Below are 17058 nucleotides of genomic sequence, written 5' to 3'. Positions count from 1 at the left end.
TCACCTGCAAACTTAGTGGTTGTCTTAAAGGTTCCTTTTTTGGTCAGTTTAACTTTAAATGTTGCAACACCTTTACTGTTTGTTTTTGAAATAGATGGGGCTAAAACTGAAGCTGCTAATGAAGTATTACTGAATGAAGTTGAAGAAGCTGATGTTTATATTGGACTGATTGGCCAACATTACGGAAACATCTACGATGATGGTGTTTCAGCAACTGAATATGAATACAACACTTTCATAGCTGATAAGCACGATGCATATTTTTTCGTCAAAGACTGCAAAACAAGAGATGAGGGCAGCACAAGATTTTTAGAAAGGATTGGAAAAGTAACTAATATGATACTTTCACAACCAAAGAGGAATTGCTGGATGCAGTTAAAGATAGTCTGCAGGATGCAATCGATAAAAGATTGACACGTGTTGCATATGATAATCAGACATTATACAACTCTTCAATTGATGATGTTGATGAAGAGGCTGTTGAACTCTATCTGGATGTGGTTGAAGATAACATTCGGGGACTATTTGGAAAAAGGAGCCTGGATAAAATCCTTGCATATATTGGTGCAGGTAAAATTGATAAGAATGATGTTTTTCATTTCAACAAAGCAGGTGCATTATGTTTTGCAAAGGATATGTCCAAATTTGACCTGGAGCATGAAGTGAAAATGGTCCGCTTCAATGGTACCGAAAGACTTGAAATAATAGACAAACATTTTACAGAAAGCTCATTTTTCAAATTGATAAAGGAATTCGACAGTTTCTTTTCCAGGAACACCAAAATGGGTGGAATTGTAACCGGAATGAAAAGAACACCAATTCCAGAATATCCAATTAAAGCAGTAAGGGAAGCATTCATCAATGCAATAGCTCACAGGGATTACACATTAGAAGGAACTGCATAACATTTTACATATATGATGACAGAATCGAAATAATTAGTCCCGGAAAACTACCTTCTCCTATGACCATTGAAGATTGGGGTGTTGAAAAAAACCCGATACACAGAAACGAAAACATCTGTAAAATATTTCAAACAACAGAATATATGGAACACATCGGTACAGGAATCGCCCGTATGAGAAATGAAATGAAAAAAAGCAATCTTCCAGAACCTGAATTTGAGGATGGATTTTACTTTAGAGTAGTTTTAAGAGGACCAAACGGTAAACTGATACTTCCTCAAAATCCAACCGCAGAAGACTTTAAAGAGTTTAACCTTAATGACAGGCAAATTGATGCATTACTTAAAATGAAAAATGAAGATGCTCAATTTACATATGAATCTTATGCAAATCAACATGGTATTTCTAAATCTACTGCAAAACATGATTTGAATATGATGTTTGATAAGAATTTAATTAGAAGAATTACTATTAAACAAACTTATTACTTTTTTGCTTAATGGGTGGTGAGTCACTATTTTCATGGGGTGATCCATAATTTGGCCAAAAAATGAACCCCCTAAAATAAATAGAATAATGATTAAAATAAATAAATATATTCCTCTAAATACTATAATTATTGCATCTAGATTTAATTTAAATTATAGTTTCATAAAAAATTTTAAAAATGAACCGCTAGAATAACATGATTTAAATTAGTTATTTTCAAAACAAAGGGACAAATAATAGTTTTTTATTATTTCCTGATTTTCATGTTTTCAAAAATTATTGATTTCATTTATATACTAAACTACTGAAATGGACCGCTACTTTTCCACATAAAATATTTTTCACTACAATTGGATGGGAAAAAATTTAGATTTTTAACATTGCTATTAAATAATCAGTGGTAGCTATGTGGTGGTGTTGAATGTCGGCTGTTTGATAATCTTGATTTTAACTTGATTTGTCATGGCTACTTTTTGAAAATTCCAATTATTTGTATCATAGTGTGGTGAAATCTTGAATCAAATTAGGTTTTTGAGGATAAATTCATGAAAAAACATGACTCATGTTTCACAACAGGAATATTGCAAACTAAAGATTTAACTGGCAATATTCTCATTTGAGAATCATATGATATTGAATTGGAATATAAAAATTAAATTAGTTATATTATAAATATTTAAATATCTATTAAGTTTAATATATGATATTAAAGATTTTACATAAGTAATCATAAAAATATAATACAATTGAGGGATGATAAGTTAAACTAAACATATTTAAGTATTTAAACTTCAAATTCGTATGAAAACAATGTTGATTGATCTAGACAAGCATTTATATGCATTTGTTTGGTGAAGTTTTTTGGATATGGAACAAATAGAACCGGGTTCGAGAAAATATGGGCATTGAATTTGAAAAAAATCACAGAAGTTTTGTCAATGTTCTTAACATAGTATGTTGTTTTCTTCTTAGTTCACGAATTATGCTTTCTTGATCTTGTATGTCAAACATGATATCATTATAGTTTAATCCAACTTAAACGTGTTCGGGTTTGGTTATATTATCTCCTAAAACATTCATTTTTGGCACTAGTTGAAATTTCCCGTTAATGTTGACTCATGTTATTCTGTATTTCGTAAGCTATCTGATAGTACTCCTGTTTTCTTTGTTTCAGGGTGTTTAATTTTGCTAGTTCATATTTCAGTTGTTGATATATTTGTAGGAGTTCCGGATTTAATGGTATCCGAAACTCGCAGGTATTTTTGTTTTTGCAGATTTCATGATTTGGTAGCATTCGCATTTAAACATGTTATCCTAATTTTAGTTTCCGTATTTTTCATAGACTTTCTGCCAGTCTGTTGTGTCGATTCTGTCACGGCGAAAGTAAGTGTATGTCAATTCAATTATGTCTATTAGATCTTTCCTGTCAATGTCCAATACTTTCATCGCATGCTGCAGCAGTTCCTCATTTATTCTTCCGGTGTCTCTGTAATGGGTGAAGACTGATCTCCATGCATAGTTTATTTTTTCAAGTTCCATTTCTCTTTTCATCTCTTCAATGTGTTCTAGTTCATTCATCAAATGCAATTCCAAATGACATTTACCTATTGTCTCCAGCAGTTCCTGTTGTTTATACAGAGGGGTTAATGTGATTCCTATCCCGAGATATTTTCTCATGCATTCTTCTGTGAATCTGCTTATGTTTGGCATTTCCTGTCTGGCTATGTCCAGTACCTCTTTATCAATGCTTAACTTAATAGCTTCCTTTCTCATAATCTTTGACCTCCATTTTTTTCATAATCCTTGAAATAGTAGCTATGGGAGCATCATGACCATATGGTCATGATTTAAGCTTATGCACCCAGTCATTTTTTTCAAATTTTTTTATTACTAATCACATCCTAATGTAATACTGTTTTTTTAAAAAGATATATGAAAGATAGTTGAAATCATGACCATAGGAGCAGTATGACCATAATTTCAATAGCTACCTTAAAATATTCTCTCTATTTTCTTCATTGCCTCCCTAAAGACTCTTTCCTTATCAAGACTTGTTCCATGACACATCAAACCACATTCCGTTTTTAAAGAATGGATACTTTCACTTGACAAGGGCAGTCCTTCAAAATCCACTTTGGCTTTTATCATCCTTTCAAAATCAAATATGATTTCCATCTCCTTATCTGATTTAACGCCGACTATTTCACCTGCTGTTGTTAAATTCAAGCCTAAGCTATGCAGACTTTCTTTATAGATTCTGATGGCATCTTCCGCATCACCTATTGTTGTTAATGTTCGCCCTTCACATTTTGCACGTGCAATCGTTAACCTTTCCAGTGACTTGAGGTCTCGTGCTGTAATAGCTTTGCCTTCATGGCTTTGAGTTGCCTGCTGGCGCACATCCACATAAAATTCAGACAACAGCTCAATTACTTCATCTGTTAGTGTAGGAAAGCAGTTGGCCTTCATGTAGGTAATGTATTTTTCAAAACATTCATCAGTTAATCTTTCCAAGGTATTTTCATTGGTCTTTTTAGTCAGCAAGGTTCTTGCCAGTTCACGGTCTTTTGCTTCACTGATATCATCCCTTAGTGCGAATATCAAATCAAATCGGGATAATGTTGATTCAGCAATATCCAATTGATCATTAATCGGTTTTGAATCAGTGAATCTTGAGTATTTGGGATTGGCCGCTGCAAGTATGCTTGTTCTTGCACTCATTGTCTTAACAATACCTGCTTTGGCAGATGATATGCTCAGCTGTTCCATCGGTTCGTTCAGGCTTTTCTGTGCTGATGGTGAAAGCTTGTCAAACTCATCAATTATCAATAAACCACTGTCGGCTAATATCACTCCTCCCGCTTCCATTGTCCATCCACCAGTCAGTTCATCTTTAACGGCACTGGTGGTTAATCCGACCTGGCTTGTGTTGGTTCCTGAAATGCTAATCACTTTAGGAGCTCGTCTATTGACTGCTGTAATCAGTTGTGATTTTCCGATTCCAGATCACCAATAAGAAGTATATGTGATGTCCACCTATCTATGATGTCTGTTTTGAATACGTCATCTTTAGGTCGTGCTCCTTCAAACAGTTGCAGAAGTAAACTTTCCTTGACTGTTTCATAGCCATAGACTTCAGGTGCCAGTGTATTGACCAATATCTCATAGATGGCTTGTCGTTTGGATAATTCAATTATCATTTCCTTATCAGCAGACGTTAAGAGGTAATCCTCAAATGCATCATCTATAGGTGTGATGTTGTGGATGTCAATCAAGAATTCGTAGGATTCAAGTTCATCTTTTGTGTATGGTTCGACGAGAAACTCTCCGGTTAAATCAACTACGGCACCTGCTTTAATGTTATTGTAAGGGGATGCAAGATAATCTTGCATATACCCTTTAAATTCTCGTGTCACTCCTCCTTTTCGCATTTCCAGTGGCTCTTCTAGTTTGGCAATGCGAAAATTTTTAAATTCACTTATTTCCTTTGAAATTCTCATTTTTCCTTTTTTGCAATTTTCACACTCACTTGGAACTATCATGTTTTTGTTGCGGGATACTTCTACAACTGTTTGTGACATGCATTTCACACATTCAAATACTGCCAGTTTCAAGTCAACACGTATGTCAGTGATGTTTTTAACCATTGCCTTGCAGCTGATCCATTCACGATTATTGGTTGCATCCAGATTATGCAGTTCAACGGTTTCGGGAACATTTACATATTTTAAAGAAACATATTCCTTTGAAAATGGATTGCTATTGTATTCGCCTTCAATAAGTGGTATGTGTCTGTACATTTCCAAGTCAAAGAAATCCTTGCCTGTCTTTTCAAGAAGGTAAGAATTCAGTTTGTTGTAATCGATGCTGACTTTGGATGTCTGTGCAGTGCCCTGCATCATCAATTTGTGATTGGACATTGTTTAAACGGGATACTTCTGATTTCAGATCATTCAATTCAGATTTTAATTCTTGATTTTCATTTTCCATTTGTGCAAACTCTGGAGATTTGACGGACAGTTTTTCAACCTCTTTGTTTATTGTAATAGCCGGTAAATGCTTAACATATTCATATTTCAAATCTTCGGGATTGATCATGAAATATGCTGCATCTGTTTTGTTCTTTGATTTGCCCTGCAAATCGTTTACATTGTCCAAGCTCATGCCGTCATTGTATAGGGCAGATGCATGAAACTTACGAAGCATGTGGCTTCTGAAGCGGTTATATCCGTTATCACCTGTAGTTCCAAGACCCAATTCATTATTTATTTCAATGAATCTCTTATGCATATACTGTTTATGGTACTTGAATAGTCGTGAGTTGCCGTCAATAGGATCATTTCTAGAAATCAAATAGGAATTAAGGGCAGTGACTGATTCGGGACTGGAGTATGTGATGTAATACTTATTGTTTTTTGTCTCCAGATATTTCATGTTGGAACAATATCGTCACGGCCTTTAATATCATTGATAGCTTCGAAGATATCTCTCTTGTTAGTGTAGTCATCAATGCTTTTTAGATAATCGTTTATGGTCAGGTTTGTTGCTTCCTGAATTGCACAACCGCTGGAACACATAAAAAGAATCAGAGCTTTCATCAGAGGGGAGCAAATGTTTATTGCTTCTCTGATTACTGCTTTGTCAGGCAAGTCCTTAAAGTTAAGCGGTTTGAATTTTTTTATGGCCTTGTGGTTTAGTTTGGGGAGTTTGTAGATTTCAATGTCATAGTATCTGTAGATGTTGATGATGCAATTGAAAATGCTTACATAAGAATTGTAGGCATAATTTTCAAGAAGATAGTGTCTAAATTCAATCAGTCTCCTTTTTAGGGAAGATAATTTCCATTTTACTCCTTTGCTTTCCTCTTCTTCTGCTTCTTGCAACAAATCGTGCAGGCTCATGTCAAAAAATGAACAGTAGATGTTCACTGACATCTTATAGGATTTTCTTGTTGCGTGGGCGTGGTTGTTTGCTAAATGTATTTCATTTAAAAGTTGGTTGTTACCCATACTATCACTTCTGTTTGTTCGGCTCTTTCAAAAACTTGTGTGATAACTAATTTTTTCGATTAATCTATTCATTTAAATTTTTCAAAATAATGGATTAATTAGCGTTAAATTATAAAAATAACTCCAAATATTAAGAAAAAATTTTTAATAAAAAACTTGCAGATATTTAAATCACCTAAGTTTTTGAAATAGCCGTTTGTTCTATTTATATTGTGCTGGGTGAGAGCATTTGCAAAGTATTCGCATTTCACGAAAATGTAATGTTTTTCTTACAAATTTCCATATAAGTTTAATATATTTCTAAAACTGCAACATTTACAGAGCCATACAAGTTTTTTAGAAGAGGGTTTCTACAAGGTTATTTTTCAAATTATCTCTTAAATTAACTGGGTTGATTAAAAAACCCAAAAACCATCAAAAAAAAATGAAAAATAAAAAAATAAACACAAAATACACACTCAAGACCTAACAAGTTGACAGTCCCATAAATGGCTCTTTCAAAGAAAAAACAAAAAAAATCAAATCAAAAAAAAAGATTAAAATCAACTCGCCAAACAACAAATTGACAAAACCGGATTATAAGTTTAATCCTTATTTTATGATTTTAACTTTAGTTGTTTTGCTTATTGCATAATTTTGGTTTGCTGATTTTATAACTACTTTGTGTGTTCCGATTTTTAAACAGCAAGTGTATAAGTGGGTTTGTCCTTTTTCGTCGGTTATTAGTGTGTATGTTTTGTATTTTTTTTCCATTGAAGCATTTTACTTTGATTTTGATAAAAGGTACGGGTTTTTTGGTTTTTTTGTTGATTATTTTGATGTTTAGTTTTTTGTCCCTGTGGATTTTTGCTGTGATTTTATTTGTTTTTACAATTGCGGGTATTTTATTGATTTGAATATTAATTTTTTCTGTTGGTGCTTTATAATTGTTTAGAATATTAATATAAGCTTTATAGTTTCCGGTTTTCCATTTTGATACATTGAATTTAGCAATATTGTTTTTTACAGTTGCATAATATGTTTTGCCATTGACTTTTAATGCTAATTTTACATTGTTAATTGATTTAAAATAATTTTCCACATCTCTAAGTTCAACAGTTAAATATTTTCCTGAATTATATATAGTTTTAAAATCATCAACATTGAAAAATGCTGGAACTTTATTAACTTTAATAATCGCATTAGCACTATAATTATAACTATAATTATAATCAGTTAAAATAGTAATTATCAAAATAGTCCTTATCATGACTACTTAATTCAACATTGTAAACGCCATCATTTAAGTTATCTAATTTTAAAACACCATAACCATTATCACCAATAGTTAAGTTATATACTTTATCATAACCTTTTTTAAATATGTGTACTTTAACAATTTCTCCTTTAAATGGAATATCTCCTAAACTAAATTTAACAAGAAAATTAACTGGTGTTCCATAGCCAATGTAAAGATTATTAGCAGTTAAATGTCCTTTAGAGTTCGCAACAACACGATGAAAATTAGAAACTTCATAGGAATTAGTCTCATATAAATCTCCAGTATAAACTCCATGAACAACACCTTCCAAAAACTTATAATAAGAAGCAGCTCCCAATATCTCATGATATCCTATGTTATTGAAGAAGGAGGTATTATGAATAGTTCCATTTGCTCCTTCCCAATAAATAGCACTACTTCCACCATAACCCGAACTATGAAATTCGTTATTATATATTGATGAAGTGATTATAGTTCCATTATTACCTTTCCAATATATGGCACTACCAGGTCCACTTTCAAAGTTAAAAATAGATCCACCATTACCATCTACTTTCCCATTTATTATTATTAAGTTTTTTAGTACTACATTGTCAGAAAGTATGTATAATGCCCTATATTTTTTATTAGCATCTAAAGTACTGTACCCATTTTCACTTGTGATTGTTATGCTTTTATTAACAACGATTTGATGACCAGTGCTTTTATAAGTTCCATTAAGAACAATAGTGTCATCATCATTTGCTATGTTAATTGTTTTTTGAATATCTTCAAAAGTGCTTCCATTACATGTCTAACTACTCCACCTGTTTTTTCCAAAGGAGCATTATCTATATTAGATGGATAAGAAAGATTTGGAGCATTTGTATTGTATTCTACTATTGTATCATTGAAGTTTTCATCAGCTGATACTAATCCTATGCTGAATATCAAAATAATTAATAATGACATTGATATTAATATTTTATTCATTACTATATTCCTCCTTTTATTTTATTATTTTTATATTTCTGGTATAAGATATTGTGTATTTGTTGTTTGCAGAACTTATGATAACTTTATGTGTTCCTAGACTTAAAATTTTTGTATTAAAATACAATGTCTTCGATTTAAGAATTTGATTTTTTAGGTTTATTTTGTCATTATTATAATATTATTTATTTGTTGATTTTGATTGGTGTTTATTATATTTATTTTTTAAAATGAATTTGTTATTTATTGTCAATCTTTAATTAAATAATATTTAGCGTATATTATATTTAAAGTTACTTATGAAGATAGTATTGGCTCTTTCAAAAACTTGTATGATTTCACTTGGACAAAGTTTCCATTAAAAACTTTTTTTCTGATATTAATGTTTTTAAACACCAATTAATCTAATTGGAGCGAAATGGTCTATTCTTTTGATATGTTCATCACATAATTTTTTAAAATATTTGATTGTTTTGTGTCGAAAAAATATATTATCAAAGATAATGGATTCATTAGAGAAAGAAAAATAACCCAAAAAGAATTTGCAAAAAATTTATTAGATTACAAAATAAAAATATAAAATAGACATTAAAGAGGGCTTTAAATGTGGGATACAACAAAAGATTATAGAATTTTAGTAGCAAGCAAAGCAAGAGAAAATTATTTAAACCTTATTCCAACAGCCTCTTTTAGAGGAAGTTGGAATAAAAAACAAGCAATTGATATGGGAAAACAAATGAATAGTGATTTCCAATCATTAACTTATTCTTACCTTGAGGGGGATGAATTGGTAAATTCACCAGATGTTGCTGCCTTAAATAAAAAAGCCTTAATGATTATCGAATATTTAGGAGGAGATGATTGGAATAAAAAATTCTTAAGAAATACGCCTAAAGAAGATCGTGAAAAAACCCAAGAAAATATTGCAAAAGTAAGATTTTTCTTAGATTCCATTATTGGCCTAAAAGATAGGCTATCCTTAGGATCTATTAATGACCCTATTCTTGGAGTTGACATTAAAGTTGGGGAAGTTATGAGTGTTACACAACATCCGAAAAATGAAGACTTAATGCTTTGTAATGTAAATCTTGGAAAAAGAGCAATTACTGTTGTAACAAATGATATGAATGTTAAAGATGATAACAAAGTAGGAGTATCCTTGTTGCCGCCACAAGCCTTTAGTGATATTGTTAGTGAAGGAATGTTTCTTGGAATGAATGGTAATATTTTAAAAGAAGTTGAAGGTGAACTTGGACAAATACCGAAAAATATTCCAATGGAATCATTAAATGAAACACGTAATCTTGTTGAAAATTATTTAAAATGAATTAAGGATCAAATTACCTTAAATTTAATCCTATTAATTTTGTTTTAGTCATTTCTTCTACAGCATATTTTATTCCTTCTTTTCCAACACCACTATTTTTAAATCCGCCAAATGGCATGTTGTCTGTTCTGAATGTGGATTGTTTATTTATGAATACTGTTCCCGCTTCAATTTCCTGAGCGCATCTCATTGCTGAGGAATAATCTGAGGTAAATACTCCTGCTTGAAGACCATATTCAGTATCATTTGCAACATTGATCGCTTCATCAATATCTCCAACACGAATTATTGGTGCAACAGGCCCAAAGGTTTCATTTACAACCAAATCCATATCTGTTTTAACATTATCAATTACAGTAGCCTGATAAAATGCTCCATCCCTTTTACCTCCAGTCAATATTTTAGCCCCTTCACTTACAGCATTATTAACTGTTTCTTCAACTTGTCTAGCTGCATTTTCATTGATTAATGTTCCAAGAGTGGTGGTTTTATCTAATGGGTCACCCATGACTAGTTTTTCAGTTGCACTAACTAATCTTTCACAAAACTCATCGGCAATGCCCTCTTCAACAATTATTCTTTTAACTCCCATACATACCTGACCTGCATTTAAAAATGCTCCATTTATTATGCCTTTTACAGCGTTATCAATATTTCCATCTTTCAAGACAATCATTGGGTCATTTCCACCTAATTCCAAAGTTAATTTCTTCATTCCTGCTTTTTGTGAAATCATTATTCCAGTTGTTACACTTCCAGTAAATGAGATTTTATCAACACCTTCAGAGCAAACTAAATAATCCCCAATTTCAGAACCAAATCCTGTGATTGTGTTTACAACACCGTCTGGAAATTCCTCATTTAATAATTCGCAGAATTTCATTACTGTCAATGGTGCTTCTGTTGGCGGTTTTACAATCACAGTATTTTTACATGCAATAGCCGGTGCAATTTTATGGATTGTTAAGTTTAACGGATAGTTAAATGGAGTTATTGCAGCAACTACCCCCAATGGTAGCTTTTGTGTAAATGCAAAAAATCCTTTACCATTTAATCCTGCATCCAAAGGTACGCTTTCCCCATAAATTCTTTTTGCTTCTTCAGCAGCAAGTTTAAGAGTTTCAATCGACCTATCCATTTCACTTAAGGATTCATTTATTGGTTTTCCAACTTCTAAAGTTAACAATTTAGCAAAATCTTCACGTTTATCTTTTAACTTCTCAACAACATTGAATAATTTATTTGATACTTTAAAAGCGGACATTTCAATTAATTCATATTTAGCAATATTTGCACAACTGATTGCTAAATCTGCAGTTTGTCTGTGTGCAATTGGGATTGTATCTATTACATCACCGTCATATGGATTTTTAACTTCAAGTACATCTTCACTAGATATATTTTTTCCACCTATTAACATGTCCATCATATCACCTTAGTTAATAATTTATAGTTTAAAACTTAAATATTGCAGTATGGAAACTAGTAGATTTGAAACATTTTTTGATGCAATAATTGCAATTATTATTACAGTTTTAGTTTTAAAAATCCCCCAACCAACAACCCCAACTTTGAGCGGTCTTTTAGAACTGCAAAAAATTTATGTTGCTTATTTTATTAGTTTTTTAGTATTATACAACATTTGGTACTCCAATCATGAGATATTTCGCTTAGTGGACCATATTGACAATAAAACATTATGGCTTTATGGAGCATTAACTTTTGTTATTTCCCTAATTCCTTATTTTACACTTTGGTTAGCTTATAATATTTATTCAATTCCTGCCGAGACAATGTTTGGACTGTTATTTATTGTAACCCACATTTTTTATACTCTTTCTACTTGGACTATTTCAAAAACAAATCCTTACAGTGAAATCCAAGAAAAAAATTTTATCCACTTATTCAATCAGTTTCCGGTGATCATTCTAATTATAGGTTTTATTTTGACATATACTGTTTATACCCCGGGAATTTATATCTCTTGTCTTTTATCGGTGATTTTATGGATAGTTATTGAAAAAGCTCTAAGGAGGCATGAAAATGGAAACTGAAAGGTTTGAAGCATTAGTTGATGCTATTTTAGCAATTATCATAACAATCATTGTTTTAGAAATTCCAATGGCTTCAAACGGCAGTTGGGAGGCGTTATTTAATTTAAGATACGAGTTCATAATTTATATTATCAGTTTCATTGTTTGTTTTAATTTTTGGAATTTCAACAATAATTTATTTAGTGTTGTTTATAAAATTAACTCAAAAGTTATTTGGACCATGGGGATTACATTATTTGTATTTTCATTACTCCCTTACATGACTACTTTTGTTGCGGAAAATTTTTATAACTTTTTTTCACAGTTCATTTATGGATTCTGTTTTATTATAACTTCAATTCTTACAAAACTCATTTCAAAATTACTTAAAGACTCGGATCCTGGAAATGTTGCACTTATATTGTCACTTGAAAAAGATTATGTGTTGGTTATTAATATTGTTTTAGTGATAATTGGAATGATTATAGGTTATCTTGCCTATCCTCCAGCAATCACCCTGTGTTGTTTACTTTCAATCATTTCACTTTGGATATTTGGCAAACATCATTAAACAATTCCTCATTTAAAATATCTTCCAAGATCATTTAACTGATAATTGAATTCATCGACTTCTTTTGATGCGATTACACCATTTAAATCATTTAAATAATGTTTATACATGTAAATTGCAAGTAAAACCACAACCATTATACCACCAAACAGTAAAATAAATTCTGCTGATGTTTGACCTTTATTATCCATATAAACCCCCCATAAGTAAACTTCCACCAAAATTAGAGATAAAATAAAATATTGAAAATGATGCGACAGCCAGTGGCAGTGAAAATTTAATTCCTTTTTTAAGCTCCCCATACATGATAATACTAATTATAAATGCAACTAAAACAGAATGTATGATTAAATAGATTTGGCCAACAATTGGAGCCGTTAAAACAATATTTGACTGCATTCCATAGATTTCCATAAACCCTGCATAAACACTAACCATACCTATTGCAAAAGGAGTTGCAATAATTGCTGAGATTATCAAAAACATGACCGACATCATTACTGCAGATTTTCTTTCCCGTTTAAGTGCAAGTAGCTCTCTTAAATCATCTGAAACATCTGACAAAACATTTGTAATACTAGATCCGCTTTTTCTTGCATCCAGGATAATCTCAAAGACCCTCTCTATTTCACGAGATTTTAAACGTTTACTCATTGCTCTCCAAGCTTCATCAAAATTCCTACCCATTCTGATTTCAATAATCGTCCTACGCATTTCATCATACATTGGTCCCTCTCCATACTGTGACATATCTTCCATTGCATTTTCAAAGCTAAGTCCAACTTGTAACATGCTTGAAAGTTGTCTTAAAAAGTCAGGAGCGGTTTTTTCGATTTCTTGAGCTCTTCTCTCTTGTTTTACAATAACATATGTGAAAAGTCCGGGAATTACAAATAACGGTAAGACTAATGTAGATTCCGGCAGATTAAACATCAAGATTGAAAATGCTAAGATTAAATCTGAAAGTGAAATAAAAATTATAATCATGACTAAAACTTGCGATGCATCTGTAAAAATAGCTCCACTAAGTAAAAATTCCTGTAATTTTGATAAATATTTATCTGAAACAATATTGTCAATAATTCCTACCAAATAATCTATTGTTTTTAATTTCATGAAAATATATTAAGCTTTAAAATATTTAAAGTATTAGTGAGTTTTAAAAGCAATTTCAGGAAATGAAAACAATATTAATTGAAAATAAAACCTTGTAGAAACCCTTTTTTAAACTATTTGAATTGCTCCATTTCTAGAAACTTAAGGTTTTCCTGATGAAATTTTTTAATTATTATCATTATCACTCTAAATATCAGTTGCTTTTGTGCTTTCTCTCTCAACCTTTCTATACTATAGTTTAGATTTGGCAGGTTAATTAAATTGTGGATAAGGTTGTGATATTTCAGTTGGTATATTATTTGTTTTATATAATTGATATAATAAAAAAGTATATTTTTAAACCTTGTAGAAACCATATCAAAATTTATGGTAACATCGAATTTATTTAGTTGTTTTGTCTAAATAAGCCATATAGATTCTTTATTTTTAATTTTAACATGTTTTTCATTCATTATTATTTTTCACTTGAACATGTACTTAGCAAAAAAATTTTTCCAAAAATGCTTAGATTTTGATTTTAAGCGATTTAATTGCTTTAATTTTTTTACACTTGAAATATAACTTACTACTATTCAAATAATGCGATAAATAACTATATATAGTAAAATGGAGAATATATATTAATATGAAGACAAAAATAAAATATTTTCCATATTATTATTTGAATTCAAGACAGTTAAACCTTTCGAATTTTGGACTTAAAATTAACAAATGAAACTCAAGAAGAAAAAACTATTTTCCATTGCTAACCATGAAAAATATGCTGTTAAATTTTGTTGAATTAACCTATAACTATTTCCAAATGGATTTTTCCAAAGTATTTCCTGTGATTACAGGCAATTTATTATGTACAATCAGCCCGCAATTATTCACTATTTTAGCAATGAAAACCTATTTAAAGACAACCTATCGCGAAATAATTGAATGTTCGGAACTTATGGATAAAATAAGAAAATTCCTAGGTCTTAATAAGCTACCACACTTCACAACTATTCAAAAAATTCTTTGTAAAGAATGTCAGACACCATAATTAAAAGATTTAAATGACTTAATTAATTTTTATGCATCCATCAGAATGTAAAATTAGTTGCCATTGGAGGAAACAGGACACACAAGCGACTATGCTGATAAAATTATTATGCACATAATAATAGGCAAATCACGAAAAAGCTTACATTAAAAACCAATATTGCAATCAAATGTTGACACACGAATGATCCTAAAATTACGCAGCAAATAAAAGTCCAAAACATGATACACAATTCGCATTACCTTCAATTAGACAATTAATACCATACAAACCCCCTATTACATACTAGCAGACAAAGCCATATGATTTCCGAAGAAATAAGAAAAATGCATAAAATGAAGAAGTAGGAGCATTCGACCAAATACCATTAAAAAAAAGGTGCGACAACAGGGACATTATAGATTAAATAGTGCTACAATCTTCTGGCATGATGTCTATGCACGAAGAATGAATGTTGAAAGCGTGATTTCCGTAATAAAAAGAAGGATTTAATGGCGTTAATTTTAGTAGAAGTACAAGACTACAGAATAAAGAAACAAAACTCAAAGATGTATTATATAACATTTACAGAGCCATACAAGTTTTTTAGAAGAGGGTTTCTACAAGGTTTATTTTTATTTACTTTTATTTTTACTCCATATTTCAAAAATTTTATTACATATTTTATATAAAAAACAAAAATAAAAACAATGAATGACAGACTATCAACAATTAAAAAAAATATATGAAAATGGTTGATTATTTGGAAGAGAGATTCTAATAAAGAAATAAGTTTTTGTAGATTAAACAAAAACTTTTATATTATTTTAAAATTAAGTGATTATTATGACATCAGAAATAATGATATTAACTCCTAATGCAATTGCATTAGCAACAGATAGTGCAATAACTATTGATAATAGGAAAATTTATAATGGTGTGAATAAATTGTTCATATTATCTAATAATCCCCCTATGGGAATTATGACCTACAATGGAGCAAGATTTTTCAATATTCCTTTTGAAACAATTATAAAAGAATTCAGAAGTGAAATTAATGATAAAAATATTACTAAAACTATTGATTTTAAAGAAGAATTTGAAAAATATCTGCAAAAAATTCCTTCAAAATCTCCATATAAAGAATCTTTTGAAGACAAGCTTATGAAATTCATTGATATTGTTTCAAATGAGTATTATACTTTTGGTAAAAATGATTTTTTTAATAGATTAATGAATGTTATGCTTCCACTTGATTCTATTAAAATAGTTCAGGACAATATTCCATCAGAACACATTGAAAAAGCTAAAATAGAATTTAAAAATTTATGTTCTCAATTTAAGTATACTGATAAAGAAGAAGATTTTATTCAGCGTATTTTTAATTTGTTTATCAATGCTAATAATAATATTGATGAAAATTCTAAAAATGAAATATTCAATGAAATAAACACATTTAACGCTAAAAATAAAGTATTACCTATAAAATTTAATAATTTTATAGACGAAGTAAAGGGAAAAAATTTGATACCAATTTTTAAGTCTATTGGTGCTTTGCCCTTTGATGAATTGAGTAATCTTTGTGAATCATTAATTAAAGTAACCTCCCTTAAACGAAAAGTTCAACCAGATCTTGAAACTGTTGGAGGAGATGTTGATGTTGCAATAATTACTAAAGGCGATGGGTTTATTTGGACTAAACGAAAACATTATTTTAATGCAGATTTAAATCCTCAATTTTTCGATAGAAAAAATTTATAACATAAAATTTAAATTAAAATAATGATAAATTTATTAATGTAGTTCTAAGGTGGTTTTTATGGAAAATATATTGAGGCCTAAAAACAGTATAATGGTTGAAAATGATATTCCTAGTGATTATGGGATAGTTAAAGCTAGAGAAGCATTGAATATTGTTCATGATGTTGATGAAGATTTGATTTTTGAGAAAAGGACTGCTGAAGCATTAGAGCGTGTTGAAAGTAGAGGTGTTAAAGGAGTATCTGCAAGTCAATTTTTAAAAGAGTTGGACTCATGGTAGAATACATTGTTGATTGTGATGATAATTTTAAAAAGATAATTAGCAAATTGGATCAATCAATGAAAATAAGGTCAAAAAACAAATTAAGAAAATTATTGAAAATCCTTTAGTTGGTAAACCTATGCGTAATGTCCGTAAAGGAACTAGAGAAGTTTATGTTAAACCTTATAGGTTATCTTATTATTTTAATAAGAATGAAAATTTGATTATCTTTTTAGATTTTTATCACAAAGATAAACAATGAGTATTTAATTATTTTTTTACACTATTTTTATAATAAGTTTTAGTTCATAATGGCTCTTTCAAAAACTTGTGTGATTTTTTT

19 protein-coding genes are annotated in these 17058 nt (G+C 30.3%); 8 read left to right on the top strand and 11 right to left on the bottom strand.

The genetic code is table 11. The annotated features are described in order from the left end of the window. Nucleotides 1–39: 39 nt before the first annotated feature. The 3 genes from Q9969_RS11375 to Q9969_RS11365 are packed head-to-tail and all read left to right on the top strand — an operon-like array spanning nt 40 to nt 1405. A complete protein-coding gene (locus Q9969_RS11375; protein WP_305557825.1) occupies nt 40–414 on the top strand; it encodes a DUF4062 domain-containing protein in 375 nt (124 codons plus the stop codon). After that, nucleotides 363–905, top strand: coding sequence for a hypothetical protein (locus tag Q9969_RS11370; protein ID WP_305557823.1), 543 nt, complete (start codon nt 363–365; stop codon nt 903–905). Before Q9969_RS11375 ends, Q9969_RS11370 begins: the two co-directional genes overlap by 52 nt. Beyond that, nucleotides 854–1405, top strand: a complete 552-nt coding sequence (locus Q9969_RS11365) for an ATP-binding protein (protein ID WP_342766078.1) — start codon at nt 854–856, stop codon at nt 1403–1405. The genes Q9969_RS11370 and Q9969_RS11365 overlap by 52 nt, the downstream gene beginning before the upstream one ends. 1309 nt (nt 1406–2714) lie before the next feature. Here Q9969_RS11365 and Q9969_RS11360 read toward each other — a convergent pair. The 8 genes from Q9969_RS11360 to Q9969_RS11325 all read right to left on the bottom strand — a co-directional run bounded on the left by Q9969_RS11360 (nt 2715) and on the right by Q9969_RS11325 (nt 8636). Then, nucleotides 2715–3167 carry a hypothetical protein gene (locus tag Q9969_RS11360; RefSeq protein ID WP_305557821.1) on the bottom strand — a complete coding sequence of 151 codons (453 nt, stop codon included), beginning with the start codon at nt 3165–3167 and terminating at the stop codon, nt 2715–2717. A gap of 219 nt (nt 3168–3386) precedes the next feature. Next, the gene (locus Q9969_RS11355; protein WP_305557819.1) at nt 3387–4346 is read right to left on the bottom strand and encodes an ATP-binding protein; all 960 of its coding nucleotides are present in this window, start codon (nt 4344–4346) and stop codon (nt 3387–3389) included. Between the two features lie 29 nt (nt 4347–4375). After that, nucleotides 4376–5194, bottom strand: coding sequence for a hypothetical protein (locus tag Q9969_RS11350; protein WP_305557817.1), 819 nt, complete (start codon nt 5192–5194; stop codon nt 4376–4378). A gap of 31 nt (nt 5195–5225) precedes the next feature. Further along, the gene (locus Q9969_RS11345; protein WP_305557815.1) at nt 5226–5828 is read right to left on the bottom strand and encodes a tyrosine-type recombinase/integrase; all 603 of its coding nucleotides are present in this window, start codon (nt 5826–5828) and stop codon (nt 5226–5228) included. Beyond that, entirely contained in the window at nt 5825–6403 is a 579-nt protein-coding gene (locus Q9969_RS11340; protein ID WP_305557813.1) for a hypothetical protein, read from the bottom strand. The genes Q9969_RS11345 and Q9969_RS11340 overlap by 4 nt, the downstream gene beginning before the upstream one ends. A gap of 610 nt (nt 6404–7013) precedes the next feature. Continuing rightward, nucleotides 7014–7637 (bottom strand): hypothetical protein, encoded by a 624-nt coding sequence (locus Q9969_RS11335; protein WP_305557811.1) that lies wholly within the window; start codon nt 7635–7637, stop codon nt 7014–7016. Further along, nucleotides 7615–8001 carry a hypothetical protein gene (locus Q9969_RS11330; RefSeq protein ID WP_305557809.1) on the bottom strand — a complete coding sequence of 129 codons (387 nt, stop codon included), beginning with the start codon at nt 7999–8001 and terminating at the stop codon, nt 7615–7617. The genes Q9969_RS11335 and Q9969_RS11330 overlap by 23 nt, the downstream gene beginning before the upstream one ends. Before the next feature lie 407 nt (nt 8002–8408). Further along, entirely contained in the window at nt 8409–8636 is a 228-nt protein-coding gene (locus tag Q9969_RS11325; protein WP_305557807.1) for a hypothetical protein, read from the bottom strand. Between the two features lie 604 nt (nt 8637–9240). Between Q9969_RS11325 and Q9969_RS11320 the strand changes: the two genes are divergently transcribed. Then, a complete protein-coding gene (locus Q9969_RS11320; RefSeq protein ID WP_305557805.1) occupies nt 9241–9963 on the top strand; it encodes a tRNA-binding protein in 723 nt (240 codons plus the stop codon). 13 nt (nt 9964–9976) lie between these two features. On the opposite strand, the gene Q9969_RS11315 is transcribed toward Q9969_RS11320, so the two are convergent. Further along, a complete protein-coding gene (locus tag Q9969_RS11315; RefSeq protein ID WP_305557803.1) occupies nt 9977–11389 on the bottom strand; it encodes a lactaldehyde dehydrogenase in 1413 nt (470 codons plus the stop codon). A 49-nt stretch (nt 11390–11438) separates the two neighbouring features. On the opposite strand from Q9969_RS11315, the gene Q9969_RS11310 reads away from it, so the two are divergent. Then, nucleotides 11439–12017, top strand: a complete 579-nt coding sequence (locus Q9969_RS11310; RefSeq protein ID WP_305514731.1) for a TMEM175 family protein — start codon at nt 11439–11441, stop codon at nt 12015–12017. Beyond that, nucleotides 12007–12567, top strand: a complete 561-nt coding sequence (locus Q9969_RS11305) for a TMEM175 family protein (RefSeq protein ID WP_305557801.1) — start codon at nt 12007–12009, stop codon at nt 12565–12567. Before Q9969_RS11310 ends, Q9969_RS11305 begins: the two co-directional genes overlap by 11 nt. An 8-nt stretch (nt 12568–12575) precedes the next feature. On the opposite strand, the gene Q9969_RS11300 is transcribed toward Q9969_RS11305, so the two are convergent. Together Q9969_RS11300 and Q9969_RS11295 are read right to left on the bottom strand one after the other, a co-directional pair. After that, nucleotides 12576–12758, bottom strand: coding sequence for a class III signal peptide-containing protein (locus tag Q9969_RS11300; RefSeq protein ID WP_305557799.1), 183 nt, complete (start codon nt 12756–12758; stop codon nt 12576–12578). Continuing rightward, nucleotides 12751–13683 carry a type II secretion system F family protein gene (locus tag Q9969_RS11295; protein ID WP_305557797.1) on the bottom strand — a complete coding sequence of 311 codons (933 nt, stop codon included), beginning with the start codon at nt 13681–13683 and terminating at the stop codon, nt 12751–12753. Before Q9969_RS11295 ends, Q9969_RS11300 begins: the two co-directional genes overlap by 8 nt. 1855 nt (nt 13684–15538) lie before the next feature. Here Q9969_RS11295 and Q9969_RS11290 point away from each other — a divergent pair. After that, nucleotides 15539–16453, top strand: a complete 915-nt coding sequence (locus Q9969_RS11290; protein ID WP_305557795.1) for a hypothetical protein — start codon at nt 15539–15541, stop codon at nt 16451–16453. 58 nt (nt 16454–16511) lie between these two features. Beyond that, nucleotides 16512–16733 carry a hypothetical protein gene (locus Q9969_RS11285; protein WP_305557793.1) on the top strand — a complete coding sequence of 74 codons (222 nt, stop codon included), beginning with the start codon at nt 16512–16514 and terminating at the stop codon, nt 16731–16733. The last annotated feature ends 325 nt before the right edge of the window (nt 16734–17058 follow it).

Source organism: Methanobrevibacter sp. V74, assembly GCF_963082495.1.
Classification (GTDB): Archaea; Methanobacteriota; Methanobacteria; order Methanobacteriales; family Methanobacteriaceae; genus Methanocatella.
Note: the sequence above shows the minus strand (reverse complement) of the source record. Positions and strands in the feature narration are given on the sequence as shown.